This is a genomic window from Aeromonas sp. A04 (assembly GCF_047780465.1).
Taxonomy (GTDB): domain Bacteria; phylum Pseudomonadota; class Gammaproteobacteria; order Enterobacterales; family Aeromonadaceae; genus Aeromonas; species Aeromonas bestiarum.
Map to the genome: position 1 here is coordinate 1 of NZ_JBLNHP010000004.1, position 25,665 is coordinate 25,665.

At 60.2% G+C, this 25,665-nt stretch carries 30 protein-coding genes and 1 rRNA gene; 14 read left to right on the forward strand and 17 right to left on the reverse strand.

Translation table 11 applies throughout. The features are described from left to right. The first annotated feature begins 138 nt into the window (after positions 1 to 138). From rrf to ACM3N8_RS13465, 3 genes are all read left to right on the forward strand, one after another. Positions 139 to 253: ribosomal RNA gene (rrf, locus tag ACM3N8_RS13455) — 5S ribosomal RNA — on the forward strand. A 390-nt stretch (positions 254 to 643) separates the two neighbouring features. Further along, positions 644 to 961: a PTS system regulator TmaR gene (gene tmaR, locus ACM3N8_RS13460; RefSeq protein WP_042868369.1), complete on the forward strand. Its 318-nt coding sequence runs from the start codon at positions 644 to 646 to the stop codon at positions 959 to 961. A 217-nt stretch (positions 962 to 1,178) separates the two neighbouring features. Next, complete coding sequence (locus tag ACM3N8_RS13465) at positions 1,179 to 4,262, forward strand: transglycosylase domain-containing protein (RefSeq protein WP_348687412.1); 3,084 nt, start codon at positions 1,179 to 1,181, stop codon at positions 4,260 to 4,262. An 87-nt stretch (positions 4,263 to 4,349) separates the two neighbouring features. Here ACM3N8_RS13465 and yjgA read toward each other — a convergent pair whose 3' ends face one another. Continuing rightward, positions 4,350 to 4,874 carry a ribosome biogenesis factor YjgA gene (yjgA, locus tag ACM3N8_RS13470; protein ID WP_042868365.1) on the reverse strand — a complete coding sequence of 175 codons (525 nt, stop codon included), beginning with the start codon at positions 4,872 to 4,874 and terminating at the stop codon, positions 4,350 to 4,352. A gap of 113 nt (positions 4,875 to 4,987) precedes the next feature. Between yjgA and pmbA the strand changes: the two genes are divergently transcribed. Beyond that, positions 4,988 to 6,331 (forward strand): metalloprotease PmbA, encoded by a 1,344-nt coding sequence (pmbA, locus tag ACM3N8_RS13475; protein ID WP_416016225.1) that lies wholly within the window; start codon positions 4,988 to 4,990, stop codon positions 6,329 to 6,331. An 86-nt stretch (positions 6,332 to 6,417) separates the two neighbouring features. On the opposite strand, the gene murA is transcribed toward pmbA, so the two are convergent. Genes murA through mlaF form a run of 7 tightly spaced genes read right to left on the reverse strand, consistent with a single transcriptional unit; the run spans position 6,418 to position 10,937 of the window. Then, entirely contained in the window at positions 6,418 to 7,674 is a 1,257-nt protein-coding gene (murA, locus tag ACM3N8_RS13480; protein ID WP_042868361.1) for a UDP-N-acetylglucosamine 1-carboxyvinyltransferase, read from the reverse strand. Positions 7,675 to 7,690: 16 nt separating this feature from the next. Beyond that, positions 7,691 to 7,948: a BolA family iron metabolism protein IbaG gene (ibaG, locus tag ACM3N8_RS13485; RefSeq protein ID WP_005306001.1), complete on the reverse strand. Its 258-nt coding sequence runs from the start codon at positions 7,946 to 7,948 to the stop codon at positions 7,691 to 7,693. After that, a complete protein-coding gene (locus tag ACM3N8_RS13490) occupies positions 7,948 to 8,220 on the reverse strand; it encodes an STAS domain-containing protein (protein WP_042868359.1) in 273 nt (90 codons plus the stop codon). The genes ibaG and ACM3N8_RS13490 overlap by 1 nt, the downstream gene beginning before the upstream one ends. After that, complete coding sequence (gene mlaC, locus ACM3N8_RS13495; protein ID WP_042868357.1) at positions 8,217 to 8,849, reverse strand: phospholipid-binding protein MlaC; 633 nt, start codon at positions 8,847 to 8,849, stop codon at positions 8,217 to 8,219. The genes ACM3N8_RS13490 and mlaC overlap by 4 nt, the downstream gene beginning before the upstream one ends. 9 nt (positions 8,850 to 8,858) lie before the next feature. Further along, complete coding sequence (gene mlaD / locus ACM3N8_RS13500) at positions 8,859 to 9,350, reverse strand: outer membrane lipid asymmetry maintenance protein MlaD (RefSeq protein WP_241325654.1); 492 nt, start codon at positions 9,348 to 9,350, stop codon at positions 8,859 to 8,861. Between the two features lie 7 nt (positions 9,351 to 9,357). Next, entirely contained in the window at positions 9,358 to 10,137 is a 780-nt protein-coding gene (gene mlaE, locus ACM3N8_RS13505) for a lipid asymmetry maintenance ABC transporter permease subunit MlaE (protein ID WP_042868353.1), read from the reverse strand. Next, complete coding sequence (gene mlaF, locus ACM3N8_RS13510; RefSeq protein WP_043140015.1) at positions 10,137 to 10,937, reverse strand: phospholipid ABC transporter ATP-binding protein MlaF; 801 nt, start codon at positions 10,935 to 10,937, stop codon at positions 10,137 to 10,139. The genes mlaE and mlaF overlap by 1 nt, the downstream gene beginning before the upstream one ends. A 207-nt stretch (positions 10,938 to 11,144) precedes the next feature. On the opposite strand from mlaF, the gene ACM3N8_RS13515 reads away from it, so the two are divergent. The 10 genes from ACM3N8_RS13515 (at position 11,145) to npr (ending at position 17,959) form a co-directional block, all read left to right on the forward strand. Beyond that, complete coding sequence (locus tag ACM3N8_RS13515) at positions 11,145 to 12,140, forward strand: KpsF/GutQ family sugar-phosphate isomerase (protein WP_043140012.1); 996 nt, start codon at positions 11,145 to 11,147, stop codon at positions 12,138 to 12,140. Then, complete coding sequence (kdsC, locus tag ACM3N8_RS13520) at positions 12,140 to 12,694, forward strand: 3-deoxy-manno-octulosonate-8-phosphatase KdsC (RefSeq protein ID WP_290018387.1); 555 nt, start codon at positions 12,140 to 12,142, stop codon at positions 12,692 to 12,694. The genes ACM3N8_RS13515 and kdsC overlap by 1 nt, the downstream gene beginning before the upstream one ends. After that, positions 12,691 to 13,251, forward strand: a complete 561-nt coding sequence (gene lptC / locus ACM3N8_RS13525) for an LPS export ABC transporter periplasmic protein LptC (protein WP_043554300.1) — start codon at positions 12,691 to 12,693, stop codon at positions 13,249 to 13,251. Before kdsC ends, lptC begins: the two co-directional genes overlap by 4 nt. Next, positions 13,238 to 13,765, forward strand: coding sequence for a lipopolysaccharide transport periplasmic protein LptA (gene lptA / locus ACM3N8_RS13530; RefSeq protein WP_042867839.1), 528 nt, complete (start codon positions 13,238 to 13,240; stop codon positions 13,763 to 13,765). Before lptC ends, lptA begins: the two co-directional genes overlap by 14 nt. Positions 13,766 to 13,768: 3 nt before the next feature. Then, positions 13,769 to 14,494 carry an LPS export ABC transporter ATP-binding protein gene (lptB, locus tag ACM3N8_RS13535; RefSeq protein WP_042867841.1) on the forward strand — a complete coding sequence of 242 codons (726 nt, stop codon included), beginning with the start codon at positions 13,769 to 13,771 and terminating at the stop codon, positions 14,492 to 14,494. Between the two features lie 65 nt (positions 14,495 to 14,559). Then, positions 14,560 to 15,999: an RNA polymerase factor sigma-54 gene (locus ACM3N8_RS13540; protein ID WP_043140004.1), complete on the forward strand. Its 1,440-nt coding sequence runs from the start codon at positions 14,560 to 14,562 to the stop codon at positions 15,997 to 15,999. A gap of 21 nt (positions 16,000 to 16,020) precedes the next feature. Next, positions 16,021 to 16,308: a ribosome hibernation promoting factor gene (gene hpf, locus ACM3N8_RS13545; protein WP_005305957.1), complete on the forward strand. Its 288-nt coding sequence runs from the start codon at positions 16,021 to 16,023 to the stop codon at positions 16,306 to 16,308. A 2-nt stretch (positions 16,309 to 16,310) separates the two neighbouring features. Next, positions 16,311 to 16,757, forward strand: coding sequence for a PTS IIA-like nitrogen regulatory protein PtsN (ptsN, locus tag ACM3N8_RS13550; protein WP_042867845.1), 447 nt, complete (start codon positions 16,311 to 16,313; stop codon positions 16,755 to 16,757). A gap of 42 nt (positions 16,758 to 16,799) precedes the next feature. Then, positions 16,800 to 17,666, forward strand: a complete 867-nt coding sequence (rapZ, locus tag ACM3N8_RS13555; protein ID WP_043140001.1) for an RNase adapter RapZ — start codon at positions 16,800 to 16,802, stop codon at positions 17,664 to 17,666. A 20-nt stretch (positions 17,667 to 17,686) separates the two neighbouring features. Continuing rightward, positions 17,687 to 17,959 (forward strand): PTS phosphocarrier protein NPr, encoded by a 273-nt coding sequence (npr, locus tag ACM3N8_RS13560; RefSeq protein WP_005314403.1) that lies wholly within the window; start codon positions 17,687 to 17,689, stop codon positions 17,957 to 17,959. Positions 17,960 to 17,977: 18 nt separating this feature from the next. On the opposite strand, the gene ACM3N8_RS13565 is transcribed toward npr, so the two are convergent. The 9 genes from ACM3N8_RS13565 to ACM3N8_RS13605 form a co-directional block, all read right to left on the reverse strand. After that, the gene (locus ACM3N8_RS13565; RefSeq protein WP_290018390.1) at positions 17,978 to 19,882 is read right to left on the reverse strand and encodes a BglG family transcription antiterminator; all 1,905 of its coding nucleotides are present in this window, start codon (positions 19,880 to 19,882) and stop codon (positions 17,978 to 17,980) included. Between the two features lie 104 nt (positions 19,883 to 19,986). Then, positions 19,987 to 20,727 carry a 2-dehydro-3-deoxy-phosphogluconate aldolase gene (gene dagF / locus ACM3N8_RS13570; protein WP_416016226.1) on the reverse strand — a complete coding sequence of 247 codons (741 nt, stop codon included), beginning with the start codon at positions 20,725 to 20,727 and terminating at the stop codon, positions 19,987 to 19,989. Then, complete coding sequence (locus ACM3N8_RS13575) at positions 20,727 to 21,842, reverse strand: DgaE family pyridoxal phosphate-dependent ammonia lyase (protein ID WP_290018394.1); 1,116 nt, start codon at positions 21,840 to 21,842, stop codon at positions 20,727 to 20,729. The genes dagF and ACM3N8_RS13575 overlap by 1 nt, the downstream gene beginning before the upstream one ends. Continuing rightward, positions 21,826 to 22,965 (reverse strand): amidohydrolase/deacetylase family metallohydrolase, encoded by a 1,140-nt coding sequence (locus ACM3N8_RS13580; protein WP_416016227.1) that lies wholly within the window; start codon positions 22,963 to 22,965, stop codon positions 21,826 to 21,828. The genes ACM3N8_RS13575 and ACM3N8_RS13580 overlap by 17 nt, the downstream gene beginning before the upstream one ends. 185 nt (positions 22,966 to 23,150) lie before the next feature. Continuing rightward, the gene (locus ACM3N8_RS13585) at positions 23,151 to 23,801 is read right to left on the reverse strand and encodes a DUF4310 family protein (protein WP_043554310.1); all 651 of its coding nucleotides are present in this window, start codon (positions 23,799 to 23,801) and stop codon (positions 23,151 to 23,153) included. An 11-nt stretch (positions 23,802 to 23,812) separates the two neighbouring features. Further along, positions 23,813 to 24,589 (reverse strand): DUF4311 domain-containing protein, encoded by a 777-nt coding sequence (locus ACM3N8_RS13590; RefSeq protein ID WP_043554311.1) that lies wholly within the window; start codon positions 24,587 to 24,589, stop codon positions 23,813 to 23,815. A 40-nt stretch (positions 24,590 to 24,629) separates the two neighbouring features. After that, positions 24,630 to 24,926: a DUF4312 family protein gene (locus ACM3N8_RS13595; protein WP_043554312.1), complete on the reverse strand. Its 297-nt coding sequence runs from the start codon at positions 24,924 to 24,926 to the stop codon at positions 24,630 to 24,632. Further along, positions 24,926 to 25,291, reverse strand: a complete 366-nt coding sequence (locus ACM3N8_RS13600; RefSeq protein ID WP_042039079.1) for a glycine-rich SFCGS family protein — start codon at positions 25,289 to 25,291, stop codon at positions 24,926 to 24,928. Before ACM3N8_RS13600 ends, ACM3N8_RS13595 begins: the two co-directional genes overlap by 1 nt. Then, positions 25,292 to 25,654 carry a transcriptional regulator gene (locus tag ACM3N8_RS13605; protein WP_290022219.1) on the reverse strand — a complete coding sequence of 121 codons (363 nt, stop codon included), beginning with the start codon at positions 25,652 to 25,654 and terminating at the stop codon, positions 25,292 to 25,294. Between the last annotated feature and the right edge of the window lie 11 nt (positions 25,655 to 25,665).

The window sequence follows — 25,665 nt, forward strand, 5'->3', positions numbered from 1 at the left end:
AGGCTTAACCATACAACACCCAAGAAGTGTTCTGAGACTTGTAGCAAGTGCGAGACTACTTACAAATTCAGTGATAGCGACTAGGCAATAGCCAATCAGTCGTTACTCACGTCAGCTTTCCGAGATTGAAGTTATTTGCCTGGCGGCCATAGCGCCGTGGAACCACCTGATCCCATGCCGAACTCAGAAGTGAAACGCGGTAGCGCCGATGGTAGTGTGGCATTCGCCATGCGAGAGTAGGACACTGCCAGGCACCCAACATTGAAAGCCCGCTCATTTGAGCGGGCTTTTTTATTGCTTGAAATTGGCATGTCAGCAGCCATTTTGCGCAATTTTGGTTATATTTTGTTTCTTATTACCCCATAGCCAGCTGTTTCATATCGCCTCAGCTCAACCAGCAAGGCCCTTTGCTCCCTTGTTTGCTGATGTGATAATTGCTACCTCATGGTGGCCTGTCCATTTGGTTCTCCACTCGACTCTCTGCCGCCGAAACCCGGCGCCAAGCCTGCAATTAGGGTTGTATCTGCTTCATAACTCGGTAGAGTAAAGGGCATCTTGAGTTTGCCTGTACCCTCTCCTTTTTTCTCTCTGGTACGGGCGTAACTTGGCCTGCTTTTATCAACCTTAAGTCAGTGGTATCGATATGGAACAAGTAAACAAGTCCACCTTCAGCGATGTACTGGAATATGTGCGTATGTCCCGTCGCCAGAACAAACTCAAGCGCGAGATCGCCGATAACGAGAAGAAGATCCGTGATAACCAGAAGCGGGTACTGTTGCTCGACAACCTGAGCGACTACATCAAGCCGGGCATGAGCATAGATGAGGTTCAGGCCATCATCGCCAACATGCGTACCGACTATGAAGAGCGCGTCGACGATCACATCATCAAGAATGCCGAGTTGTCCAAAGAGCGTAAAGATCTGAGCTCCAAGCTCAAGGCCATGAGCTCAAGCAAGTAGTCCAGCCTAGCTGCTACCTGAAAACACCGGCTTTTGGCCGGTGTTTTGTTTTCCGCCATCAGCTCGGATCTCTTCGCGCGCTGCAACAATCGGCTCCCCTTTTTATAATCGCCCTGTTACCATCACTACAAAGCGGTCAATAGTTTTCAAGCCATTGACTTGAAAAGACTAAGCTTGAGTGAAACACAATAAATTGCGCAACCATGGTGGGGCTGATATGGGCGCATCAGAACAGACGGATTTGAACAAAGTGGCATCTCAGGATTCATCCGTCCCACGCGCGGACGGCAAATACACGCGCAAACGTCGTCCCTGGTGGCGCTGGTTGTTCTGTTTTCTCTTTTTGCTGTGCCTGGCTGCCGTGATCGCCCTGGTTGGCTATGAGATGCAGACATCCAGGCTGCAGTCGCAGGAGATCTCCCGCTATGCTGCCAAGCTGACCTATCAGGTCGAGTCGGGCCCCAGCAAACAGATAGCCTTCCCCGACGATGGCCCCTTCGACAAGCGGCTCGGTTACGTGCTGCTGCCCATGATGCAGGAGCGCTTGCTGCAACGGGGTTATCAGGTCAGCGAGCAGGTGCATTTTTCCGATGCGCTCTATGACTATGCCAGTCGTGGCTTTTTCGTTCCCTATACCGAGAAGGTGCAGGCCGGGCTGACGCTGCATGACTGCCGGGCCGAACCCTTCTATCAGTTCAAGTATCCGACCCACTATTACCCGGATTTTGCCTCCATCCCGCCGCTGGTCATACAGTCGCTGCTGTTCATCGAAAACCGTGACCTGCTGAGCAACGAGCAACCGCTGGCGAACCCTGCGGTGGATTGGCCCCGTTTTGCCAAGGCGGCTATGTCCCAGGTCGGCAAGGCGCTGGATATGCAGGATCAGTCCGCCGGTGGCAGCACACTGGCCACTCAGGTCGAGAAGTATCGTCACTCACCGGACGGTCTGACGCTCTCTCCCACCGAGAAGATCCGCCAGATGGCCTCGGCCAGCGTGCGCGCCTATCGCTTGGGCCCCAAGACGCTGGAGGCGCGCAAGCTGGTAGCATGGGCCTATCTCAACTCGGTTCCGCTCTCCGCGGCCCCGGGTTATGGCGAGGTGCATGGCTTGGGTGATGGCCTCTGGGTCTGGTTTGGTGCCAACGTGGACGAGGTCAATCGTCTGCTGGATCCGGCCCGCAACCAGGATGCACCGCTTGCAGAGCAAGGGCTCGCCTTGCGTCAGGTAGTCTCGCTGATGATTGCCCACCGTCGCCCCTCCTACTATCTGGCACAGGGGCGCGATGCACTGGCGACCCTGACCGACAGCTATCTGCGCCTGTTCGTGCAGGAGGGAATGATCACGCCGCCATTGATGGAGGCTGCTCTCAAGGCCAAGATAGGTTTCCGCGACTTCCTGCAGTCCCCTGCGATGACCAAGGTCAACAACAACAAGGGTCTGCAGGTCGCGCGTACCCGTCTCAGTCGCCAGCTCGGGGTGCAGTTGTATGATCTGGACCGGATGGATCTGACCGCTGACACAAGCCTCAACATGCCGCTGCAAAACGAGATTTCCCGTTACCTGCAGCAGCTGGCGGATCCCGCCATCGCCGCCCAGGTTGGGCTGTTTGGTGAGCGCCTGCTCTCGCCGGAGAAGACGGGGGACGTGAAATACAGCTTTACCCTGTTCGAGAAGTCACCGGAAGGCTTCAAGGTACGGGTGCAGACTGACAACACGGATCAGCCGTTCGATATCAACGAGGGCAGCAAGTTGGAGCTGGGGTCAACCGCCAAGTTGCGGGTACTGACCACCTATCTGGAGATCGTCTCCGAGCTGCACGACAGCTATGCGGACATGTCTGCGGAGAGCCTGCGCAAGATCGAGGTATCAAATCAGGACAACATCAGCCGCTGGGCCGTCTCCTATCTGATGACGGCCAAGGACAAGAGCCTGCCACTTATGCTGGAGGCTGCGCTGGATCGCAAGTATTCCGCCAGCCCGAGCGAAGGTTTCTTCACCGGTGGTGGCATGCATACCTTCAACAACTTCCGTCGTGAGGATAACGGTCGCATTCCGGCGATCCGCGACGCGCTGCGCGAGTCCATCAACCTGCCGTTCGTGCGGCTGATGCGCGATATAGTGCGCTACAGCCTGTATCGGGAGGGCAACCGTGCCCAGCTGCTCAAGGATGACAAGGATCCGCGCCGTACCGAGTATCTGGCCAAGTTCGCCGATAAAGAGGGCCAGACCTATCTGCTGCGCTTCTGGCGCAAGTATCGCGGCAAGACTGCAGATGAGCAGCTCGACACCTTCCTAGATGGTCTCAAGCCCAGTGCCGTGCGGCTCGCCGCCGTGCATCGCTACCTGATGCCGGATGCCTCGCAGGAGACCTTCGCCGCCTTCCTGGCGAAGCGACTGCCGCGTGACAAGCTGAGCGACCGGCGGATAGAGCAGCTCTATACCAGCTATGGTCCCGGCAAGTATTCGCTGCCGGATCAGGGCTACATAGCCCGGGTTCACCCACTGGAGCTGTGGCTGCTCTCCTACCTCAAGGAGTTTGACAAGGCGACCTTTGCCGATGCGGTCGAAGCCAGTCGTGATGAGCGCCAAGAGGTATACAGCTGGTTGTTCAAGACCCGTCACCGCAGTGCCAGGGACAGCCGTATCCGTACCATGCTGGAGGTCGAGGCCTTCCTCGACATTCACCAACGCTGGGCCAGACTGGGCTACCCGTTCGATCACCTGGTCCCCTCGCTGGCGACGGCTCTGGGCAGTTCGGGGGACAGACCCGCAGCACTGGCCGAACTGATGGGGATTATCCAGAACGGTGGCATTCGTGCGCCGACCCTGCGTATCGAACACCTCTCGTTCGCCAAGGGCACGCCGTTCGAGACAGCGTTTGAACCGCTCCATACCGAAGGCACTCGGGTGCTGCCGGCCGAGGTGGCGACCGCGTTGCGCAATGCGCTGTCGAAGGTGGTTGAAGGGGGAACCGCCAGACGCATAGCCGGCGCCTTTGCCCTGCCGGATGGCACAGTCCTGCCGATGGGGGGCAAGACGGGCACGGGTGACAACCGGATCGAAACGGTCGGTCGCTACGGCAACGTGACCAGCTCGCTGGCTCGCAACCGGACCGCGACCTTCGTCTTCTATCTGGGGGAGGATCACTTCGGTACCCTGACCGCCTATGTGCCGGGCAGCCAGTCTGACAAGTTCCGCTTCACCTCGGCCTTGCCGGTGCAGGTGCTCAAGGGAATGGCGCCACTGCTGATGCCTTATCTGCAGCCCGGTACCCATACCCAGTGCCTCGCTGGCAACTAGCGCGCAGAGCAGCATAAGAAACGGGGCCAATATGGCCCCGTTTTACGCTGTGTCGATTGCTGCTCGCCATGCGGCGTGAGTCATCACTTACAGCAGGTTTTCGATTTCACCGCGCAGGTACTGGTACATTTCGCGATAGGCGACCGGCGGCTTGTTCAGTTCCCGTTCCTTGTTGGCGGAACGGATCAGCTGACGCAGCTTCTGGCGGTCCAGCTCATGAAACTGGGACATCAGCTCGTTCAAGGCGCTGTCACCTTCGGTGATCAGGCGCTCACGCCACTGCTCCAGACGATGCAGGCGGGCATTCACGGTGGAGTGGCGGTTCTTGATGATGGAGAGCGCTTCTTCAATCGGTTCTATATCACGGCTGCGCATCAGACGGCCGATGAACTGCAAATGGCGACGGAAGGACTCATCCTTCTTGGGCTTGAGTTTGCGGCCCAGCTCGACAGCATCTGCAAGCTCTTCATCCAACGGGATTTTTTCCAGCTCGCTGTGGCTCAGGGAGACTATCTCCGCGCCCAGCTTCTGCAGCACTTCCGCATCGCGCTTGAGCTGGGTCTTGCTGGGGCCCCAGTCTTCCAACTCGTTGTCGTCTTGATATTGACTCATCGGTCTCTTGATTCCTGTCATTCACGTTGGTGGATATGTTACCAGCTTCTCCCGCTGGGCGCAGGGGTCTGATATGCTTAGCCCCCTTTCCTTCCTTCATACAGATGTGAGTTATGGATCAGCAAGACCAAATTCGCCAGGATCAAGCCCATCTCGAGGCCGTCGTTGCCGAGGCACTGGAGATAGCCAAGGGACTGGGTGCCTCGCTGGCCGAAGTCTCCATCAGCAAGCAGACCGGGTTGTCGGTGAACACCCGCGGTTGTGAACTGGAAAGTATCGAATTCAACAAGGATGGTGCCCTCGGCATCGCCGTTTATCGCGATGGCTGCAAGGGCTCCTCCTCGACTACCGATCTGGGCAAGCCGGCCATCCGCGCCGCCGTTGAAGCGGCCATGGAGATAGCTCGCCATACCTCGCCCGATGACTGTGCCGGTCTGGCTGATGCGGACCTGCTGGCCTGGGATGCCCCCGATTTGCAACTGTGCCACCAAATCGAACTGGATCCCCAGCGCGGCATCGAGCTGGCCATCGAGTGCGAGCGGCTGGCGCTCGGTCGCGATACCCGCATCAAGCATTCCGACGGGGCAGGTTTCTCCAGCCACCTCGGCATCAAGGTCTATGGCAACAGCCACGGCTTCGTCAAAGGCTATGCGGCGTCACGCAACTCCCTGAGCTGTGTGCTGATCGGTGAGCAGGATGGCGACATGCAGCGGGATTATGGCTACTCCTCCAGCCGCGATCTGGCCGGGCTCTGGAGCCCGCAGCGCATCGCTGACGAGGCGGTGGAACGCACAGTCTCCCGCCTCGGCGCCCGCAAGATCTCCACCCGCCACGCTCCCGTGCTGTTTCACCCCGACACGGCTGCCGGCCTGTGGGGCCATCTGGTGATGGCCATCAGCGGTGGCAATCTCTATCGCAAGTCGAGCTTCTTGCTGGACAAGCTGGGCAAGCAGATCCTGCCCGAGTGGCTCACCATTCAGGAGTTCCCCCACCTGCTGGGCGGACTGGCAAGCACCCCGTTCGATGGGGAAGGGGTGCGTACCCGTGACATGGACATAGTGCGCAACGGCGAGCTGATGAGCTGGCTGCTCACCTCCTATTCGGCCCGCAAGCTGGGATTGACCACTACGGGTCATGCCGGTGGCATCCACAACTGGCAGGTTTCCAGCACGGGCCAGAATTTCCAGGAGATGCTCAAAGAGTTGGGCACAGGCCTGCTGGTGACCGAGCTGATGGGGCAGGGGGTCAACATCGTCAATGGCGACTACTCCCGTGGCGCCGCCGGCTTCTGGGTCGAGAATGGCGAGATAGCCTACCCGGTCGAAGAGATCACCATAGCTGGCAATCTGACCGAGATGTTCAGCCATATAGTGGCGGTGGGCAGCGACGAAGATGAGCGCTCCAGCCTCAAGACAGGCTCTGTGCTGGTCGAAAATATGAAGCTGGCTGGCCACTGATCCCGGCATCAGCCGATTCGCAGCTATGAAAAAGGCCCCCTCGCCAACGCGAGGGGGCCTTTTTATCAGCCTGCGATCAGGGAAAATCAGCCCTTGATGCGCTCGATGCGGCCACCCAGGGCCTGCAGCTTGTGCTCTATGTCTTCGTAGCCACGGTCGATGTGATAGATGCGATCGACTATGGTGGAGCCTTCGGCCACGAAGCCGGCCAGCACCAGACTGGCGGAGGCGCGCAGGTCGGTCGCCATCACCTGGGCACCCTTGAGTTGCTCGGTGTCACGGCAGATGGCCACATTGCCCTGCAGTTCGATATCTGCGCCCATCCGCACCAGTTCAGGTACGTGCATGAAGCGATTCTCGAAGATGGTCTCTGTGACCATGCCTGTGCCCTTGGCGACGGCGTTCAGCACGGTGAACTGTGCCTGCATGTCGGTCGGGAAGGCCGGGTAAGGGGCCGTCTTGATGGTGACCGGCTTGAGGGTACGACCCGTCATGTCGAGGCTGATCCAGTCAGCGCCCTTCTCGATCAGTGCACCCGCCTCTTCCAGCTTGACCAGCACGGCTTCCAGCAGGGAGGGATCCGTTTTGCGGCAGGTGATCTTGCCGCCGGTAACCGCAGCGCCCACTAGGAAGGTACCGGTTTCGATACGGTCAGGTTGCACGCTATAGCTGCCACCGTGCAGACGCTCGACACCGTCTATGGTCAGGGTGTCGGTGCCCGCGCCCTGGATCTTGGCACCCAGCGCATTGAGGAAGTGGGCCAGATCGACCACTTCCGGCTCGCGCGCGGCGTTTTCGATCACGGTGCGACCGTCGGCCAGGGTAGCGGCCATCATCAGGTTCTCGGTGCCTGTGACGGAAACCATGTCCATCAGTATGTGGGCGCCTTTCAGACGGCCGTCGACGCGGGCCTTGATGTAGCCATCCTCGATGGTGATCTTGGCACCCATCAGCTCCAGGCCGTGGACGTGCAGGTTGACCGGACGGGCACCGATGGCGCAGCCGCCGGGCAGGGAGACGTCGGCAGCACCGAAACGGGCGGCCAGCGGGCCCAGCGCCAGGATGGAGGCGCGCATTGTCTTCACCAGCTCGTAGGGGGCGACGTGGTTGTTTACCGCACCGGTCAGCACTGTCACGTTGCCGTTGACCTTGGTGGTGGCGCCCAGCATCTCCAGCAGCTTGATGGTGGTACCCACGTCTTTCAGGCGCGGTACGTTGGAGAGGTGGATCTCTTCATCACACAGCAGGGTGGCGAACAGGATAGGCAGGGCGGCGTTTTTGGCGCCAGAGATGGTCACTTCGCCGTTGAGAGTACAACGACCATCAATTTTAAATTTGTCCATTTACTTAGATACCAAATCAGGAGGGCAGTAGGAATTTACGTTCGCGCTTCCACTCGGCATCGGTAAAGGCCTTGATGGAGAGTGCGTGAATGGCGTTGCTGGCGATCTTGTCCATCAGCGGGGCATAGATGGCCTGCTGCTTCTTGACCCGGCTCATACCGTCAAACATGTCACCGACGGCGATCACTTGATAGTGACTACCGTCCCCTTTGACATGGACTTCGGACAATGGCAGAGCCTCGAGGAGTATCGCTTCAATTTCAGAGACTTGCATTATGCGTCCTCAGTTGTGAGCGGGGTTGACTGAAACAGCCCGGCCACCCCGTACAGGTTGGCCAGGGTATAAAAATCAGTGGAGGCGCCCACCAGTTGCGGTGTGGCGCCTCGTGCCAATGCGGCTTTGGCCCATTTGACCAGCAGGGCAAGCCCTGCCGAATCCAGGGTGGTGACCTCGCCCAGTTCGAGCCGATCTTCCTGCCACCAGTCGGCGCGGCGTTGCCACAGCTCAACGACCTGGGGTGCCTGCAGCTCGCCGCTCAGTCTCATGACTTGATGACCAGCGGCTTGGCATTGTGGGCGCGCAGCTGGGCGATCACCGCGTCTATGCCGTTCTGGCGAATGAGGCCACCCAGCTCGTTCTGCTTGGCAGAGAGCAGGCTGATGCCTTCGGCGACCATGTCGAAGGCTTTCCATTCGCCGGTCTTGTTGTTCTTGCGCAGCTTGAACTCGAGGAAGATGTCCGGTTTGCCGGTCTCTTTCACGCTGACGTTGACGGCTGTGATGTTGCTGTCACCCGGCGCCTTGCCAGGCTCGACCTTGACGGTCTGCTTGTCGAAGTGCGCCAGCGCATCGGCGTAGGAGCTCACCATGTATTCGGTGAATACCTCGACGAAGGCGTCACGCTGGGCCGGTGTGGTCTGCTTGATCTGGTTGCCGAGCACCTTGTAGGCGGCGAAGCGGTTGTCCACGTAGGGCAGCAGCTCTTCACGTATGATGACCCGCAGGTGATCCGGGTTGCTCTTCACCTGGGACTTGTCCGCCTTCAGGCGGGCAAAGGTCTGTTTGGCCGCTTCGTCCACCAGGGCATAGGGATCGGTGGCATCGGTAGCGTGAGCGACCAGGGAAAACAGCATGCTGGTCATCAGGCCCAGCAGCAGGGCGATCTTCTTGAACATGGTTACTCCTTACTTGCTGTCTGACTTGGTGTCGGAAGACTGGCTGTAGAGGAACTTGCCAATCAGGTCTTCCAGCACAATGGCGGATTTGGTGTCTTCAATCATGTCGCCATCCTTGAGCATGTTGGTGCCCATCTCCTCATCGGTAAAGCCGGGCATCAGGCCTATGTACTGCTCACCGAGCAGCCCCGAGGTCAGGATGGAGAGGGTGCTGGTTTCGGAAAACTCGCCGGCACTCTTCTGCATTTGCAGGGATACGACTGGCACCTGGCTCTTGGCATCCAGGGTGATGTCGCTGACCCGGCCGACGACGACGCCGCCCACCTTGACCGGTGAACGTACTTTCAGGCCGCCGATATTATCGAAATGGGCGCGCAGGGTATAGGTTTCTCCTTCCGGTTTGAAACTCAAACCTGCCACTTGCAGTGCCAACGCCAGAATGGCACCGATGCCGGCCAGCATGAAGGCGCCAACCAGGAATTCTACTTTGCTGAACTTCATCTTTACCTTATCCAAACATGACTGCGGTGAGTATAAAATCCAGGCCGAGCACGGCCAGGGAGGAGTGGACCACGGTACGGGTCGTGGCCTGACTGATCCCGGCCGAGGTCGGCTTGGCATCATAACCGTTAAAGAGCGCAATCCAGGTGACAACCAGTGCGAAGATCACACTCTTGATCGCCCCTTGCATGATGTCATCCTGCCAGTCGACTGAGGCCTGCATGGCGGACCAGAAGCCCCCTTCGTCCACCCCCAGCCAGTCCACACCGACCAGCTTGCCGCCGAAGATACCGATCAGGCTGAACATGAAAGCCAGCAGCGGCATGCTGATGACCCCGGCCCAGAAGCGGGGAGCCACTACCCGGCGCAGCGGATCCACCGCCATCATCTCCAGGCTGGAGAGCTGTTCTGTGGCCTTCATCAGGCCGATCTCGGCGGTGAGGGCCGAACCGGCACGGCCGGCAAACAGCAGCGCCGTCACGACCGGACCCAGTTCCCGCAACAGGGAGAGGGAGACCAGCGGGCCCAGGCTCTGTTCGGCGCCGAAGTCCTTCAATACGTTGTAACCCTGCAACGAGAGCACCATGCCGATGAAGAGACCGGACACCAGTATGATGGCAACGGACTGCACGCCCACCACATACAGCTGCTGAAGCAGCAGGGGGAAGTGCTTGCGCGGCTCGGGTTTGCCCGCCAGCGCATGAAACAGCATTATGGTGGCTCGGCCGATGGAGCTGATGAAACGCACTCCGACCCGGCCCAGCTTGCTTACTTGGCTTATCAACATCACAGATCCTGTAGCAGGTCGCCTGCCGGAAAATGGAACGGAACAGGACCGTCGGGCAATCCTTTGAGGAACTGCTCGACTTCGGGATTGTGCTCCTCGCGCAGCTGATCCGGCGTGCCGTGTGCCACCACCTTGCGGTTGGCGATGATATAGGCGTAATCGGCTATGCTCAGCACCTCTTTCACGTCGTGGGTGACTATGACGGAGGTGATGCCGAGGGCACCGTTCAGCTCCTTGATCAGCTTGACCAGCACCGCCATTGTGATGGGGTCCTGGCCGACGAACGGCTCGTCATACATGATGAGGTCCGGATCCAGCGCTATGGATCTGGCCAGCGCAGCGCGGCGGGCCATGCCGCCGGAGAGTTCGGACGGCATCAGTTTCGCTGCGCCACGCAGACCGACCGCCTGCAACTTCATCATGACGATGGTGTGGATCAGCTCCTCCGGCAGGCCTGAGTGCTCCCGCAGCGGGAAGGCCACGTTGTCGTAGACCGTCATGCCGGTAAACAGGGCGCCGCTCTGGAACAGCATGCTCATCCGCTTGCGCACCTCGTACAGGCGGGAGCGGGAGAGGGTGGGGATATCTTCCCCGTCAAACAGGATATGACCGGACTCAGGCTTGAGCTGGCCACCGATCAGCCGCAGCAAGGTGGTCTTGCCTATGCCGCTGGGGCCCATGACCGCAGTGACCTTGCCACGGGGAATGGTCAGGTTGATCCCGTCGTATAACAGCCGATCTCCGTGACTGAAGGTCAGATCGGAGATGGTGATCAGGTCATTGTTCAAACAATTGTCCATCCGGTGTAAATGAAGAGCGAATTTTATGGGCTAGTCTAGGTCTAAGCAACAGCAAGGAACAACTATTGAACAGCCCGCCTGCCCAAAAGCGCGACAGTTTTGTGTAACCAATTGTCTCTCTTTTAGGACCGAGAAGTATCCGATTCGCTTATCTCGACAGACTTTTTTATAATCCCGCAGCAAATTTCGGCCCGGAGCTGTGCCTTTATGTCTGTAAAGCCTGAAAAAGTGTCTGAACTGTTCGATTTTCGTCGCAGCGCCCGTACCGTGCTGGACATTGAAAAACAAGCGATTGATGGACTCTATCAGTACCTGAATGATGCCTTCGATCAGGCATGCAACCTGGTGCTGCGCTGCAGTGGCAAGATAGTGGTCACCGGCATGGGCAAGTCAGGTCATGTCGGGAGCAAGATTGCTGCCACCCTGGCCAGCACCGGCACCCCCGCCTTCTTCCTGCACCCTGGCGAAGCCAGTCACGGGGATCTGGGGATGATCTCCAGCGGCGATCTCATCATCGCCATCTCCAACTCGGGCGAGAGTGACGAGATCCTGGCCCTGCTGCCGGTGCTCAAACGCCGTGGCATCCAGTTGATCTGCATGACGGGCAATCCCGCCTCCACCATGGCCAAGGAAGCCAACGTGCACCTGTGCGTACGGGTCGAGAAGGAGGCGTGCCCGCTCGGGCTGGCGCCCACCTCCAGCACCACGGCCACTCTGGTGATGGGGGATGCACTGGCGGTTGCCCTGCTGGAAGCCCGCGGTTTCACCGCCGACGATTTCGCCCTTTCTCACCCGGGCGGGTCGCTGGGCAAGCGGTTGCTGCTGCGGGTCGGTGACCTGATGCACAGCGGCGAGCTGTTGCCCCGGGTGGGGATAGATGCCACCATCAGCCAGGCGCTGCTGGAAGTGAGTCGCAAGGGGCTGGGGATGACGGCGGTCGTCGACGCCGATGGCCGGCTGGCCGGGCTCTTTACCGATGGTGACTTGCGCCGCATCCTGGATCTGCAGGTGGATATCCATCACACCCCGATCGCCAAGGTGATGACGGCCAACTGTGTTACCGTAGGACCCGAGATGATGGCGGCAGAAGCCGTCAAATTGATGGAAACCAGAAAGATCAACGGATTACTGGTGGTGGATGAGGACAAGCGCCCACTGGGTGCCTTCAACATGCACGACCTGCTGAAAGCCGGAGTAATTTGATGCAAAACGTACCGACCCTCTACGGTCCGGTGACGCGCAGCCAGTATGACAGGGCGGCGCAGATCCGCCTGCTGGTGTGCGATGTGGATGGAGTTCTCTCCAACGGCCTCATCTATATGGGCAATGATGGCGAAGAGCTGAAGACCTTCTGTACCCGCGACGGCGCCGGCATGCGCGCCCTGCTCAACGCCGGGATCGAGATCGCCATCATCACGGGGCGCAACTCCCGCATCGTCAGCGACCGGATGAAGAGCCTGGGTGTGCAGCATCTGGTGCAGGGGGCAGATCAGAAGCTGCCCCACTTCGAGATACTGCTGGCCAAGCTGGGGCTGACGCCGGAGCAGGCCGCCTACATGGGTGATGACACCATAGATCTGCCGGTGATGCAGGCCTGTGGCCTCGGCATCGCCGTGGCCGATGCCCACCCACTGGTGCTGGCCCGGGCCGACATGGTGACCCGACTGGCCGGTGGGCTGGGTGCTGTGCGCGAGGTGTGCGACCTGATACTGCAGGCACAAGGGCTGGGTGACTATCAGCCAGAGGCCTCGGTATGAGCAGACAGACGCTGCTGTTTGCCCTGCTGTTTCTGGTGGCGCTGGCCGCCTGGCAGCTCGGCGACATAGAGCTGGTGCCGGAGCCGACCGCCAAGGTCGAGAACTATCAGCCGGACTTCACCGCCAAGAATCTGGTCACCACCCGCTTTGACGCCGATGGGCGGCGCACCGAGCGGCTGGAGTCCGAGTATGCGGAGTATTACCAGCTCCTCGAACAGGCCACCTTCAACAAGCCGGTGGTCTACATGTTCGACAAGCAGGGCGAGGCCGAGTGGAAAGTCACCGCCGATACCGGCGTGCTCAACACGGATGACAACGTGATCCTGCGGGACAAGGTACATCTGGACGGCCTGCTGCCCACCTCCTTCATCTCCACGCTGGATACCCCCTATATGGAGCTGGATCTGGTGACCCAGAACGTGAGAAGCAATCAGCAAGTCAGCATAGTGGGTAAGGATTTCCAGACCGAGGGCGTTGGCCTGAAGGGTCATCTGGAACGCAAATATTTTGAATTACTGGACCAGGGCCATGCCATCTATTTCAATGAAAAACGTTAATCTGGCCCTCGCGGCCTTGCTGCTGTGCGGCACCGTGAGCGCCAAAGAGTCCGACTTTGCCGAGAAGGTCTACGTGGATGCGGTCAAACAGGTGGCCGAGATGCAGGACAACCGCATCACCTTCAGTGACGATGTCATCATCACTCAGGGCACCATCAAGATTAAGGCCGACAAGGTAGTGGTGATCCGCTCCGGCGAGAAAGGGGCCGAGGTCATGACGGCCTATGGCAATCCCGCCACCTTCTTTCAGATCCTGGACAACGGCAAGCCGGTCAATGCCCACGGCAACAGCATCCGCTACGAGCTGAAGAACCGGCTGGTGACCATCACCGGCAATGGCCAGCTCAAGCAGGAAGACAGCCAGGTCAACGGCGATCTGATCCGCTACGACATCGTCAAACAGAAGATGATCGCCGAGAGCAAGGGCCCGACCCAGCGCGTCAAGACGGTGTTCCTGCCGGATCAGGTAGAGAACTTCGACAAGCCCGCCGATCAGAAGAAGCAGGGAAAATAAGCCATGGCAGTGTTGAAAGCAGTCGGCCTGCAAAAAAGTTACAAGCGCCGCATGGTGGTCAGCGATGTGAGCCTGGAAGTGGGTACCGGCCAGATTGTCGGATTGCTAGGCCCGAATGGCGCCGGCAAGACCACCTCCTTCTACATGATAGTGGGACTGGTGCAGAGCGATGCCGGTCTCATCACCATAGACGATCAGGACATCAGCCTTCAGCCCATGCATATCCGAGCCCGCAACGGCATCGGCTATCTGCCGCAGGAGGCCTCCATTTTCCGCCGCCTGTCGGTGTTCGACAACCTGATGGGGGTCATGCAGACCCGTAAGGGGCTGAGCCGCGAAGAGCGGGAAGACAAGGTCGAACAGCTGCTGGAAGAGTTCAATATCACCCATATTCGCGACAACCTGGGTCAGAGTCTGTCCGGGGGGGAACGACGCCGGGTCGAGATCGCCCGCGCGCTGGCGGCCGAGCCGCGTTTTATCCTGCTGGATGAGCCGTTTGCCGGGGTCGACCCCATTTCTGTGATAGACATCAAGAAGATCATCCAGCATCTGAAAGATAGAGGCCTGGGCGTCTTGATCACCGACCACAACGTCAGAGAGACTCTGGACGTATGCGAGAAGGCTTATATCGTCAGCCACGGCAAGATGATTGCCGAAGGTGCACCGGCCGAGATACTGGCCGATGAACAGGTCAAGCGCGTCTATTTGGGCGATCAATTCAGTCTATAGTAAGGGGGCATATCTTCATTTCCTGTGACGACTGCCTCGCTGAACATAAGGATATCCCGACGTAGATGAAGCCGACATTACAGTTGCGTCTCGGTCAGTCCCTGACCATGACGCCGCAATTACAACAAGCGATTCGTCTGCTCCAGCTCTCCACTCTGGAACTCCAGCAGGAAATTCAGCAAGCGCTCGATAACAACCCCTTGCTGGAGCAAGAGGAGAATGAGGTGCAGGAGACCAGCCCGGAAGAGCCGGTCGACGCCAGTCAGCTCGACTCCAGCGATGCCATGGCCCAGGATCAGATGCCGGACGAGTTGCCGGTGGATACCACCTGGGAGGATGTCTACTCGGCCGGCACGGCCCAGAGCGCAGGCCCCATCCACGATGGGGAAGACAGCGTCTATCAGGGCGAAACCACCGAGAATCTGCAGGACTATCTGCTGTGGCAGATGCGACTCACGCCGTTCAGCGATCTGGATGCCGCCATCGCCCTCGCCATCATAGATGCCATCGACGATTCCGGGTATCTGACCGTCTCCCTCGAAGATATACAGGCGGCGGTGAGCAGCGAGGATGTCGAGGTGGAACTCGACGAGGTCGAGGCCGTGCTCAAGCGAGTGCAGCATTTCGATCCGGTCGGCATCGCCGCTCGTTCGGTACAGGAATGCCTGTTGATCCAGCTCGGTCAATACGCCCCCGAACTGCCCTGGCTCACCGAGGCCAGAGAGGTGATCAACGAGCACATGGACTTGCTCGGCAATCGCGATTATCGCACCCTGGCGCGCAAGACCCGGCTCAAGGAGAGCGACCTCAAGGAGGTGCTGGATCTCATCCAGCAGCTGGAGCCCAGACCGGGCAATGGCATCATACAGAGCGACTCCCAGTACGTGATCCCGGATGTGACCGTGGTCAAGAAGGGCACCAAATGGGTGGTCGAGCTCAATCCCGATTCTGCGCCGCGCATCCGGGTCAACGAGACCTATGCCGCCATGGCACGCCAGGCGCGCACCAGCCAGGACACCCAGTTCATCCGTTCCCATCTGCAAGAGGCCAAGTGGTTCATCAAGAGCCTGGAGAGTCGCAATGACACCCTGCTCAAGGTGGCCAGCTGTATTGTCGAGCAGCAACAGGGCTTTTTCGAGTATGGTGAAGAGGCCATGAAACCCATGGTGCTCAACGACATCGCCGAAGCGGTGGAGATGCATGAGTCGACCATTTCCCGGGTAACGACCCAGAAATACATGCATACGCCCCGCGGCATCTTCGAACTGAAGTTTTTTTTCTCCAGTCATGTGAATACCGAAGGAGGAGGAGAGTGCTCATCGACCGCAATTCGCGCGCTGATCAAGAAGCTGGTGACGGCAGAGAATCCCGCCAAGCCGCTAAGTGATAGCAAGATCGCGGATTTGCTGGCCGAACAGGGTATTATGGTGGCGAGACGCACGATCGCAAAGTACCGTGAATCCTTGTTGATCCCGCCATCCAATCAGCGCAAACGCCTGGTTTAGGCAAAACAAAAGGAAGACGTTATGCAAATTAACCTGACCGGACACCATGTCGAGATCACCGAAGCTCTGCGTGATTATGTGAACAACAAATTTGCCAAACTCGAGCGTCACTTTGACCACATCAACAATGTTCATGTGGTGTTGAGCGTAGAAAAACTGAACCAGATCGCCGAAGCCAAGCTGCATGTCAGCGGTGGCGAGGTGTTCGCCAATTCACAGCATGCCGACATGTATGCTGCGATTGATACCCTGCTGGACAAGCTGGATCGGCAGATCATCAAGCACAAAGATAAGTTAAATCAAAAATAACTATGCAACTTGAACACATACTGAGTCGGGACTGCACCAAAAGTGCGGTCCCTTGTACCAGCAAGAAACGCGCCCTTGAGATCATCAGTGAATTAGCCGCTGAGCGCCTGGGGACCTCTCGTCAGGCGTTATTCGAGTGCCTGCTGGCCCGAGAAAAGATGGGCAGTACCGGTATCGGTGCCGGTATCGCCATTCCCCACGGCCGGATCGGTGACGAGTTTCCGCCGACCGCCATCCTGATGACCTTCGCAGAGCCTATCCCTTTCGACGCCATCGACAATCAACCGGTTGACCTGCTCTTTGCCCTGCTGGTGCCGGAAAGCGAGTGCAAGCAGCACCTCAAGACCCTTTCCCTGATGGCATCCAAACTGGGTGACAAGGCGGTTTGCCGCCAGTTGCGCCAGGCAACCAGCGATGAAGATCTCTATCAGATCATGACCTCGGCCTGAGATGCAGGCCCCCGTCATGACCCCAAGCGGTGAGGGAACAAGATGCAATTAATAGTGGTAAGTGGGCGCTCCGGCTCGGGCAAGACAGTGGCCCTGCGTGTGCTGGAGGATCTCGGTTATTACTGCGTGGATAACTTGCCGGTCAACCTGCTGCCCCAGTTGATCGTCTCGGTCGAGAGCCAGTATGACAAGCTGGCGGTCAGCATAGACGTGCGCAACCTGCCGGTGAGCCCGGACAAGCTGGAGACCCTGCTGGCTCAGGTGCGCAACGAGGGCCGGGTCGAATTTTCCAGCTTCTTCTTCGATGCGGAAAACTCCACCTTGCTCAAGCGCTACGGCGAGAGCCGCCGGTTGCATCCCCTGTCGCGCAAACAGCTGTCGCTGGATGAGGCAATCCGGGAAGAGACCCACCTGCTGGCGCCGCTCTCCTCGACCGCCGATCTGCGCATCGACACCACCAACCTCAGCATTCACGACCTGAGCGAGCTCATCAAGACCCGGGTGCTCGGCAAGAAAGAGAATGAGCTGGTGCTGGTGTTCGAGTCGTTCGGCTTCAAGTACGGCATCCCCAAGGACGCCGACTTCGTGTTCGATGCCCGCTTCCTGCCCAATCCGCACTGGATCCCCGAACTCAAGCCCTTTACCGGCAAGGACGAGCCTGTGGCCCGCTATCTCTCCAGCCAGCCGGACGTGATGCAGTTCATCCTGCAGATTGAGAACATGCTGGCGACCTGGCTGCCGCATCTGGAGCGCAACAATCGCAGTTATGTGACTGTGGGGATAGGTTGCACCGGTGGTCAGCACAGATCCGTGTTCATCGCCGAACAGCTGGCCAGCGCATTCCGGCTGCTGGGCAAGAACGTCCAGATCCGCCACCGCACCCTCGACAAGAGTGCGCCGCAATATTGATGGACCAATAGGGAGATCAGATGACCGTCTCAGCCTCGGTGGAAGTCAAAAACAAACTGGGTATGCATGCCAGGCCGGCCATGATGCTGTTCGAACTGGTGCAGGGCTTCGACGCCCACGTGCTGCTGCGCAACGAGGATGGCATAGAGGCCGATGCGGACAGCGTGATCGGCCTGCTGATGCTGGACTCCGCTCAGGGCAAGCAGGTGGAAGTGCAGGTGGAGGGCCCCGAAGAAGTGGAGGCGCTGGCTGCCGTGGTGGCCCTGTTCACCTCCGGTTTCAACGAGGAGTGACTCACTCCCCGTCCTGGTTCAGGAACCGGTGCGCGCCAGCCCCTTGAAGCTGGCAAAATCCCGACAAGCCAGCAAATTCTTGCTGGCTTTTTCGTTCATCAGCGCCAGAAACAGGTCGTAGAGCCCCATCGCCTCTTCGTAGTCCGCCTTGCTGATGGCCAGCACGAAGATGAGGGTGGCTGTCTCGCCATTGCCCCAGTCGATCCCCTGGGGGGCCAGCACTGTATAGACCAGGGTACGCCGCGCCAGCAGGCCGAGGGAGTGGGGCAGGGCTATGCCTTCCCCCAGCAGGGTGGAGACGATACGCTCCCGCTCGTGCAACGAGCTTCTGAATCCGCTCTCCACCCGATCTTCAGCCTCCAGCTGATCGCAGATCCGGGCAAACAACTGGCTCTGGCTGAGTGGCTCACTCACCACCATGAAGTGGTCGGCATCGAAGTATTTGTCGAGCAGGTAGGGGCGGGTGCGGTCGATCAGCACCAGCTTGCCGAGCTGCTCCAGCTGATACTGGGTCGGGAAAGGGGCGACTTGCACCACGGGCGCGTTCTTCTCGGCCACCTTGACGGTACTGATGACGAAGTCCTGCTCGATCCGCGCCAATCCCTCGTAATCTCGCACCGACTCCAGCGTCGTCAGCTGGAGCTGGGGATATTCCCGCTTGATGCGCGCCTCCAGCACCCGGAAGGTGGCGTTGCCGGCGTCGCACAGCAGCAGCGCCTGGGGGCGACGGGTATAGCCGATGTCATAGTGGCGCTCCAGCCCGACTCCGATATGGATCACCAGATAACCTATCTCGTGATGGGTCAGCCGGTAGGGAGTCTGCCTGATCCACTCAGAGATGGCCGCCAGCGTGATGTCGTAGGCGAGGGGATAGTACTGCTTGATGTGATCCGCCAGCGGATTGTGGCTGCCAATCTGGTATTTGACCCGCAGCAGCATGGCGCTGATGTGGGTCTGCAGATCCGCCTGCAGCTGCAGATCGCCGCGCAGATCATAGGGGTAGTGCTGCTGGATATAGGCGAGCAGATGCTCGACCAGCTGCTCGCTCTCGGCGGCCATGGCCGGGCTGAGCCTGGGCGTGTCGGCGGTGAGGCGGGCCTGGATCTGGATGGCGAGGCAGGCGATCTCCTCCGCTCCCGGCGGTGTCAGGGTCGGCAGCTCGGCGTAGATGTCGCGGGCCACGGCGGCCAGAGTCTGGGTGATGTCGTCGCTGGCAAACTGGCGCAGCTCGTGGCCGGCCGCCTGGCGCAGCAGGGCGACGGCGCAGTAGATGGCGAGCTGCTGCAGGCTCTCGTCGGCGAGGCGCAGCTGGTGATGGCCGAGCTGGGCATGGATGTGATTGCCCACTACCTCCAGCGTCTTGCTGGGGCAAAGGTTGGGCAGCAGGCTCTGCAACTGGTTGTTGTGGATCAGCTCCTGATAGAGCAGCTGGGTGAGGCAGGCCCTGATCGCCGTCTCGCTCCCCTGGATGCGCATGCCGAGCCGTGGCTTGCTGTCGATGAGCAAGCCGAAGTGGGCGAGTCGCTCCCGCACCTCCGCCATGTCTCCCTGCAGCGCCGCCCGGCTCAGATACCAGGTATCCGCCAGCTCGTCGAGCTTGATCCCCTGTTCCGCCGTCAGCAGCAGGATCTGCAGGTGCAGCACCCGCTCGCGGCTGGTTCGGGGCAGGCTGCTCTCCTGCTCCTGGGCCGCCAGCAACTCGTCAAACAGCCCCTGATTGTAAATCTTGAGCTGGTAGCCGCTGCCGCGCTGGTGGATCAGGTGGGCGCCGTGGGTGGCGATAAGCTCATTGAGGGTCGCCACGTCGGTGCGCACCGTGCGGGTGGAGACATTGAGGCGGCGAGCCAGCTCCTCCTGTGGCAGCGGTTCGGCATGGAGCTGGGTCAGCAGTTGATGGAGTCTGGGGTGGGGCAGCTTGGTCATGAGAAGGGACGGGACTCCTGTCGCGAAATAAAGAGTCGATGTTAACAAGCGGGTCATTAACAAGCCAGGCACCGGCCAGAGATCGGACCGGTGCCATCTTTTCGTCACGCCAGCAGTCGTTTCACAGTGGCGAGCAGGGTGCGCACATCCTCGGGGCGGGTCTGGCCGCTCTCGCTGTCGATGATGGAACTGTAGACGTGGGGGATCACCTTCTCGACACCAGCGTCCAGTGCGATGCGGACTATCTCCTCGAAGTTCTCCAGATCTATGCCACCTGTGGGCTCCAGCCAGAAGCCGTGACGGGCGCAGGCTTCGGCGACCGCCTGATACTCGTCACGGCAGGTGAGACCGCCCATGGGGAAGAACTTGACCGAGCTTCCGCCCATGTCCTTGAGCAGGGCGATGGCGGTGTCGATAGGCACAATCCCGTCCGGCTGCCCGGCACTGAGGGGCCCGGTGGATATCTTCACCATGCCGGGGGTGCCGGTGGGAGAGACAAGGCCATTGACCAAGCTGTGGGGCTGGCCCAGCAACGCCCGGCTGGCACCAACCCCGGTGAACACCTGATTGACGTGCTGGGGCTGCAGCTGGCGAGCCAGCTCGGCCACCATGGCGGATTGGCGTGGATCGCCCGCCCCCAGCCCGATGGAGAGGGCGTTGTCGATAAGGGCCGAGTACTCCTTCATATCGGCGACCGCAGAGGGTACATCCGGATAGTTTTTGGAGAGCACGCCGACCAGCACATGGCCTTCGGCAGCGTCGTATACCGCGACGGCATTATCTTTGGAACCTGCCAGTACGTTGAGGCAGACACGGTCACGGTAGTAGTTGGGAGTTAAGGACATCAACGATTCTCCTGTACTAGGTTGGCAATGGCGGCATGGATCTGGTCGAGCTGGGGGGCGGTGACGCTGCGCACGTCGATCTCGATATGCCCCTCGTTGGCCTTGTAGCCCCGGCAGTAGATGGCAGGAGTGCCCTGCTGCAGGCGGGTGACGACCTGCACAGTCGTCATGCCGATGCTGGCATGGTCGAAGGCGATGTCGGTGCGGGCTATGTCGCGCCCCGCGCTGTCCCACACCACTTTGGCGCTGACGCCCGGCAGCTGGTTGAGGCGCTCGATGAAGGGGTTCATCTTGGCGACCATGGCGGCACCGCTCTCCTTCTCTTTTGCCAGATAGCGCTCGATGGCGTGGGTCAGACCGAGGATCCCCTCCTTGCCCACCTTCATGGCGCGGCCTATGCCGTTGGCCTGTTGCTTGACCCACTCCACATACTGGCGTTTGCCGAGCACCAACCCGCTGGTGGGGCCTTCGATGGCCTTGGCGCCGCTGTAGATGACCAGATCCGCCCCCTGGTTGTAATAGAGACGCAGATCCTCTTCGGCAGCCGCATCGACGATGAGCGGCAGCTGGTGGGCTTTGGCCACCTCGGCCGCCTCGGCCACCGACAGAATGCTCTTCTGCACGCAGTGGTGGGACTTGATGTAGAGGATGGCAGCTGTGTTGGCATTGATGGCGGCAGCCAGCTGGGCAGGGGAGCACTCGTTGGCATAGCCGGCCTCCACCACCTGGCCGCCCCCCAGATTGACCATGGTGCCGACCGGCGCGCCGAAGTTGACGTTGTGCCCCTTGGGCAGCACGATTTCGCTCGGCACGTCATGACGATGGGCATGTAGCTGCTCCAGCCGGTAGGGGTCGCCACGCACTATCACGGCGGCCACCGACTGGGCTATGCCAGCGCTGGCGCAGGAGACCACCACGGCATCTTCCACATCCAGCAAGCCTGCCAGGTAGGCCCCCGTCTTGTTGACCAGATCCTTCACCTCGAAGTAGTGGCCCAGGCCGAAGTTGACCGCATCGACCACCTCCTGCTCGGGGGTGGAAACGCCGAGAATGGTCATGCGCCCGGAGGCGTTGATCACCGGTTTGAGCTGATATTTCTCATAAACAGAAGGCATGGTGTGATTTCCCATAGTGAGTCAGAACCAGGTCACCGCCCACCAGGGCGGCGAGGGGAAGCAGTTGCAGGTCGCCGCTGCGCGATTGCGCCTCGGTATCCATGAACAGGGTCGGGCCGCTGGCCAGTTCGAACAGGGTCAAATCGGCATCCGCGCCCACCTCGAGTCGTCCCTTGCCGGTCAGGCGCAGCGCATCGGCGGCCTGGTCGGTGACGCAGGCGAGCACCTGTTCCAGCGTCATGCCGATGGCGAGAAACTTGGACATCACGTGAGCCAGGCTATACACAGGCCCCTTGATGCGGTTCTTGCAGTAGATGTCCGAGCTGATGGTGTGGGGCAGTATCCCCTGGCGGATGGCAAGCTCCGCCACCTCGAAGCTGAAGCTGGCGCCGCCGTGGCCTATGTCGAGCAAAAGGCCCCGTTTCATCGCCTCGCGCACCGCGACCCGCAGCTCGCCGGCCGGGGTCAGGATACGGTTGGGCTTGCCGTTGAAGCAGTGGGTCAGCAGATCCCCCTCTCCCAGCAGGGCGACTATCTCGTCCAGATCCGGCGGCGTGTTGCCCACGTGCACCATCAGCGGCAGCCGACCGTGGGCCTGCTGCAGTGCCTTGGCCATGCGCAGCGGCTGCAGGCCGTTCTCGCCCACCACGCTGCCGCTCATGCGAGCCTTGATGCCGACGACAAAGCCGGGGTGACGGGCAATGGCTGCCGAGGCGAGTGCCATGTCCAGATCCAGGCTGTCCGCCAGCTCGTTCTGGCGCAGCAGGCCTATGCGGGAGATGTTGAGCAGGGCGTGCACCCGGGTCTTGCAGCCCGAAGCGAGGCGCTGGAACGCATCCACGTCGTCGGCGCCTGTGCTGCCCGCGTCTATGACTGTGGTGACGCCGGACTCGACGCCCACCTTGTCCGGCTCATCCTGATAGATGGGGGAGGCGGGGTAGCAGTGGGTGTGGCCGTCGATCCAGCCCGCGCTCACATGCACCCTGCCCGCCAGATCCAGGGTTTGCTTCGCCTCGCTCCTTGCCGGCAGCTGGCCGATGGCCGCTATCTTGCCGTCCCGGATGGCGATGTCGATGAGCTCGCCATTTCCCTGGCGTCCCGCTCTGATGATGATGTCGTACATGCTGATATCCCTCTTGGAACCTGCTTGCGCTCTTACTGCGAGGCCGTGATCAAGGCTCATGTGCTGCTCGGAATCCTCACGTATATCTATACGCTCCGGTGCCTGCGCTGCTCTTCACCTTGCTGACGACCTCTCGCGACAGAGCGCAAACAGGTTCTTCAATGCCGCCGAGAGACGGCCTGTGATTAAGCCAGGGCGATCGGGAAGAAGGTACCGAGCAGCATGGCACCCAGGATGGCGCCGCCTGTGATGGGCTTGTTCCACACGTAGAACAGCAGTGCACCCAGCAGGGAACCCAGCCCGATGGGGATGGAAGCGCCCATGGCGGAGAGGATGATCAGGGGGCCGAGGAAGCGGCCCGAGCTGTTGCCAGCTCCCATCATCACATCCGCCCCGTAGGTGGAGTTGCTCTGGTTGATGGTGAACTTGCGCGCCAGGATGATGATGCCGCCGATGGCGACCCCTATGGTCATGCCGGTCGCTAGCGAGGCACCGAAGTTCTCCACCGGGTAGAGAATGCCGGCACCCAGCAGCAGGGCGGGCACGCCCAGGCCGACCCCGGTCTGAATGGCGCCGCCGATATCCAGGATCCCCACCAGGGATCCCTCTATGATGCGGGCAAACAGGAAGCTGGCACCGAAGGCCGCCACAGCGCCGTAGGCCCCTGTGTCCATGCCGGCTTTCAACATGGCGACGAAGGCCACCTCGTTGAAGGCGCCGACCCCGTACAGGTAGTACATGTGGGTCCCGGCAAAGACGCCGGCCGAGAGCAGGCCGACGAAGATGGGGAAGGACCAGTCGGCGTACCAGAAGTTGTTTCTCAGTTTCTCATCCATGTGGTGGCCCCTTATTTGCCGCTAAGCAGGTTATGGACGTTCTCCAGCCACAGGGGTATGCCCATATGGAAGGATTCAATCAGTTTCATGTCGAAGCCGCGGAAGAATCCGCTCAGCACGAACAGCAGCACTATGGCGGCCATCATCACGCGAGTGACATGGTTCCAGCCGCTCTCTTCCACCCCCTTGCCGATCAGGATGCCGAGCACCAGACCCGGTACCGCGTTGCCCATGATGAGCTGTGCCAGACCGCCGAAGATGGTGGCCCAGAAGCCGGATTTCTTGCCCGCCTCTATGGCCGCCAGCCAGAAGATCACCGGCATGACGGTGTTGACCAAGAGGTTTGCAGCCGGCACCAGCACCTTGACCGCGGTGACCTGCAGGGCTTCCGGCACAGCAGCGGCCGTGCTGTTGAGGAAAGCGACGACGATGGCACCTATGATGCCGCCGGCGATGGCCATTTTCTTCGGGTCGTGCAGGGTGGTGGCGAGATCCCGGTTCTTGACCAGCAGTGCGGCCGTGGCCCAGTGCGGAATGATGCGGTGATCCACGTCCTGGGTGAAGGCACCGGCCGCCACGGTCGAGGCCCAGGCGTTGAAGAAGAAGCCGAGGCCGAACGAGAAGTGGGAGGCGGGATCCCCTTCGCAGGAGTTGAGCTCGCCCAGGGTACGGAAGGCGCCCATGCCCTGTACGGTCGGCGCGTGGAACATGCGTGCCGCGCCAGCCCCCACCCCGACGCCCACCAGGCCGCCGACGATGAGTGACTTGATAAATATGATTAGAAACATCCAGGGTATCCTTCTTGTGAGGGGATGCCAGCGGGTGGCGTCACACCAGGGTGAACGTCACCTGCTCGGCGTCCAGGCTGGTGACCTTGACCGTTATCTCCAGCTGGACGCGGAACTCGCGGCGCTGGCGCGGCAGGAAGAAGAACAGGAACTTCTCCACCCGGACCGACTCTTCAGCCTTGAGCACCTGCACCTCGACCGGTTCGATCCGCAGCATCACGCGCGGGTTGTCCTTGAGCAGGCTGTGCTGCACCTGGCTGAGGGCGGCGGCGAACGCCTGCTGGCGGGTCGCCCCCTTGCCGTTGACCATGACCTGGGTGGTGAAGTTCTCTTTCATCAGACGCGTCCGTGCTTCTTGGCGAAGGCCTCGACCAGCTTCTGGCCCAGCTCTTCCTTGTCCATGAAGCCGAAGCCCAGCACCACGCAGCCGTCATTGATGGCGGTGACACCCTCCTCGACGGAGCGCATGCCGTAACGGCACTTGTAGCCGTACTTGGTCTGGGCCGTGATGGCACCGGCGCCGCCGCTGCCGCAGAAGGAGATGCCGAGATCCGCCTGCTCCTTGTTCATTACATCACCGAGCTTCATGTCGGCGGCCATGCCCGGGATCACTGTCACGCTGGCGCCGGCGGTTTCTGCCCCGGCACCCACTTTCTGACCCTTGCCGAGACGATCTCCAATCACGAGTTTGATGGCTGACATTTAGATATCTCCTTTGAGTGAGCTGAGTTCGTTTTCTTTGGCGACTTCGAAATGGACGGACAAGAGGTGAGCCTCTTCATAGGCCAGCTTGTCCAGCCAGGCGACGACCTGTTCGGCCAGTCGCAGGGAGAGAGGGGAGATCTCCTCGAACAGGCTGAGGTCGACCTCCGGCAGGGATTCGCCGCTATGGGAGCGCCACACCATGGCCTTGACGTGGGAGGCCAGCATCTGTTTCTGCACTTCGTTGGGACGAATGCCCTGCTCGCCGAGCAGGGAGTGGATGCGTGCCAGGACCAGGTCGGTCTTGCGCAGCAACGCCGGGCTGTCCGGGGTCAGGTTCTGGTCATGAGTCTCTGTTTGCAATGTCTGCTCTC

Coding starts and splice junctions, on each gene's coding strand:
- rapZ (WP_043140001.1), top strand. CDS start 16,800: ATGCAATTAATAGTGGTAAGTGGGCGCTCCGGCTCGGGCAAGACAGTG.
- ibaG (WP_005306001.1), bottom strand. CDS start 7,948: ATGCAAGTCTCTGAAATTGAAGCGATACTCCTCGAGGCTCTGCCATTG.
- ACM3N8_RS13540 (WP_043140004.1), top strand. CDS start 14,560: ATGAAGCCGACATTACAGTTGCGTCTCGGTCAGTCCCTGACCATGACG.
- lptB (WP_042867841.1), top strand. CDS start 13,769: ATGGCAGTGTTGAAAGCAGTCGGCCTGCAAAAAAGTTACAAGCGCCGC.
- yjgA (WP_042868365.1), bottom strand. CDS start 4,874: ATGAGTCAATATCAAGACGACAACGAGTTGGAAGACTGGGGCCCCAGC.
- murA (WP_042868361.1), bottom strand. CDS start 7,674: ATGGACAAATTTAAAATTGATGGTCGTTGTACTCTCAACGGCGAAGTG.
- ACM3N8_RS13575 (WP_290018394.1), bottom strand. CDS start 21,842: ATGCCTTCTGTTTATGAGAAATATCAGCTCAAACCGGTGATCAACGCC.
- ACM3N8_RS13600 (WP_042039079.1), bottom strand. CDS start 25,291: ATGTCAGCCATCAAACTCGTGATTGGAGATCGTCTCGGCAAGGGTCAG.
- kdsC (WP_290018387.1), top strand. CDS start 12,140: ATGCAAAACGTACCGACCCTCTACGGTCCGGTGACGCGCAGCCAGTAT.
- lptA (WP_042867839.1), top strand. CDS start 13,238: ATGAAAAACGTTAATCTGGCCCTCGCGGCCTTGCTGCTGTGCGGCACC.
- ptsN (WP_042867845.1), top strand. CDS start 16,311: ATGCAACTTGAACACATACTGAGTCGGGACTGCACCAAAAGTGCGGTC.
- mlaC (WP_042868357.1), bottom strand. CDS start 8,849: ATGTTCAAGAAGATCGCCCTGCTGCTGGGCCTGATGACCAGCATGCTG.
- ACM3N8_RS13595 (WP_043554312.1), bottom strand. CDS start 24,926: ATGAAAGAGAACTTCACCACCCAGGTCATGGTCAACGGCAAGGGGGCG.
- mlaF (WP_043140015.1), bottom strand. CDS start 10,937: ATGGACAATTGTTTGAACAATGACCTGATCACCATCTCCGATCTGACC.
- mlaE (WP_042868353.1), bottom strand. CDS start 10,137: ATGTTGATAAGCCAAGTAAGCAAGCTGGGCCGGGTCGGAGTGCGTTTC.
- ACM3N8_RS13580 (WP_416016227.1), bottom strand. CDS start 22,965: ATGTACGACATCATCATCAGAGCGGGACGCCAGGGAAATGGCGAGCTC.
- ACM3N8_RS13590 (WP_043554311.1), bottom strand. CDS start 24,589: ATGTTTCTAATCATATTTATCAAGTCACTCATCGTCGGCGGCCTGGTG.
- npr (WP_005314403.1), top strand. CDS start 17,687: ATGACCGTCTCAGCCTCGGTGGAAGTCAAAAACAAACTGGGTATGCAT.
- ACM3N8_RS13565 (WP_290018390.1), bottom strand. CDS start 19,882: ATGACCAAGCTGCCCCACCCCAGACTCCATCAACTGCTGACCCAGCTC.
- pmbA (WP_416016225.1), top strand. CDS start 4,988: ATGGATCAGCAAGACCAAATTCGCCAGGATCAAGCCCATCTCGAGGCC.
- hpf (WP_005305957.1), top strand. CDS start 16,021: ATGCAAATTAACCTGACCGGACACCATGTCGAGATCACCGAAGCTCTG.
- dagF (WP_416016226.1), bottom strand. CDS start 20,727: ATGTCCTTAACTCCCAACTACTACCGTGACCGTGTCTGCCTCAACGTA.
- mlaD (WP_241325654.1), bottom strand. CDS start 9,350: ATGAAGTTCAGCAAAGTAGAATTCCTGGTTGGCGCCTTCATGCTGGCC.
- ACM3N8_RS13490 (WP_042868359.1), bottom strand. CDS start 8,220: ATGAGACTGAGCGGCGAGCTGCAGGCACCCCAGGTCGTTGAGCTGTGG.
- tmaR (WP_042868369.1), top strand. CDS start 644: ATGGAACAAGTAAACAAGTCCACCTTCAGCGATGTACTGGAATATGTG.
- ACM3N8_RS13515 (WP_043140012.1), top strand. CDS start 11,145: ATGTCTGTAAAGCCTGAAAAAGTGTCTGAACTGTTCGATTTTCGTCGC.
- ACM3N8_RS13585 (WP_043554310.1), bottom strand. CDS start 23,801: ATGGATGAGAAACTGAGAAACAACTTCTGGTACGCCGACTGGTCCTTC.
- lptC (WP_043554300.1), top strand. CDS start 12,691: ATGAGCAGACAGACGCTGCTGTTTGCCCTGCTGTTTCTGGTGGCGCTG.
- ACM3N8_RS13465 (WP_348687412.1), top strand. CDS start 1,179: ATGGGCGCATCAGAACAGACGGATTTGAACAAAGTGGCATCTCAGGAT.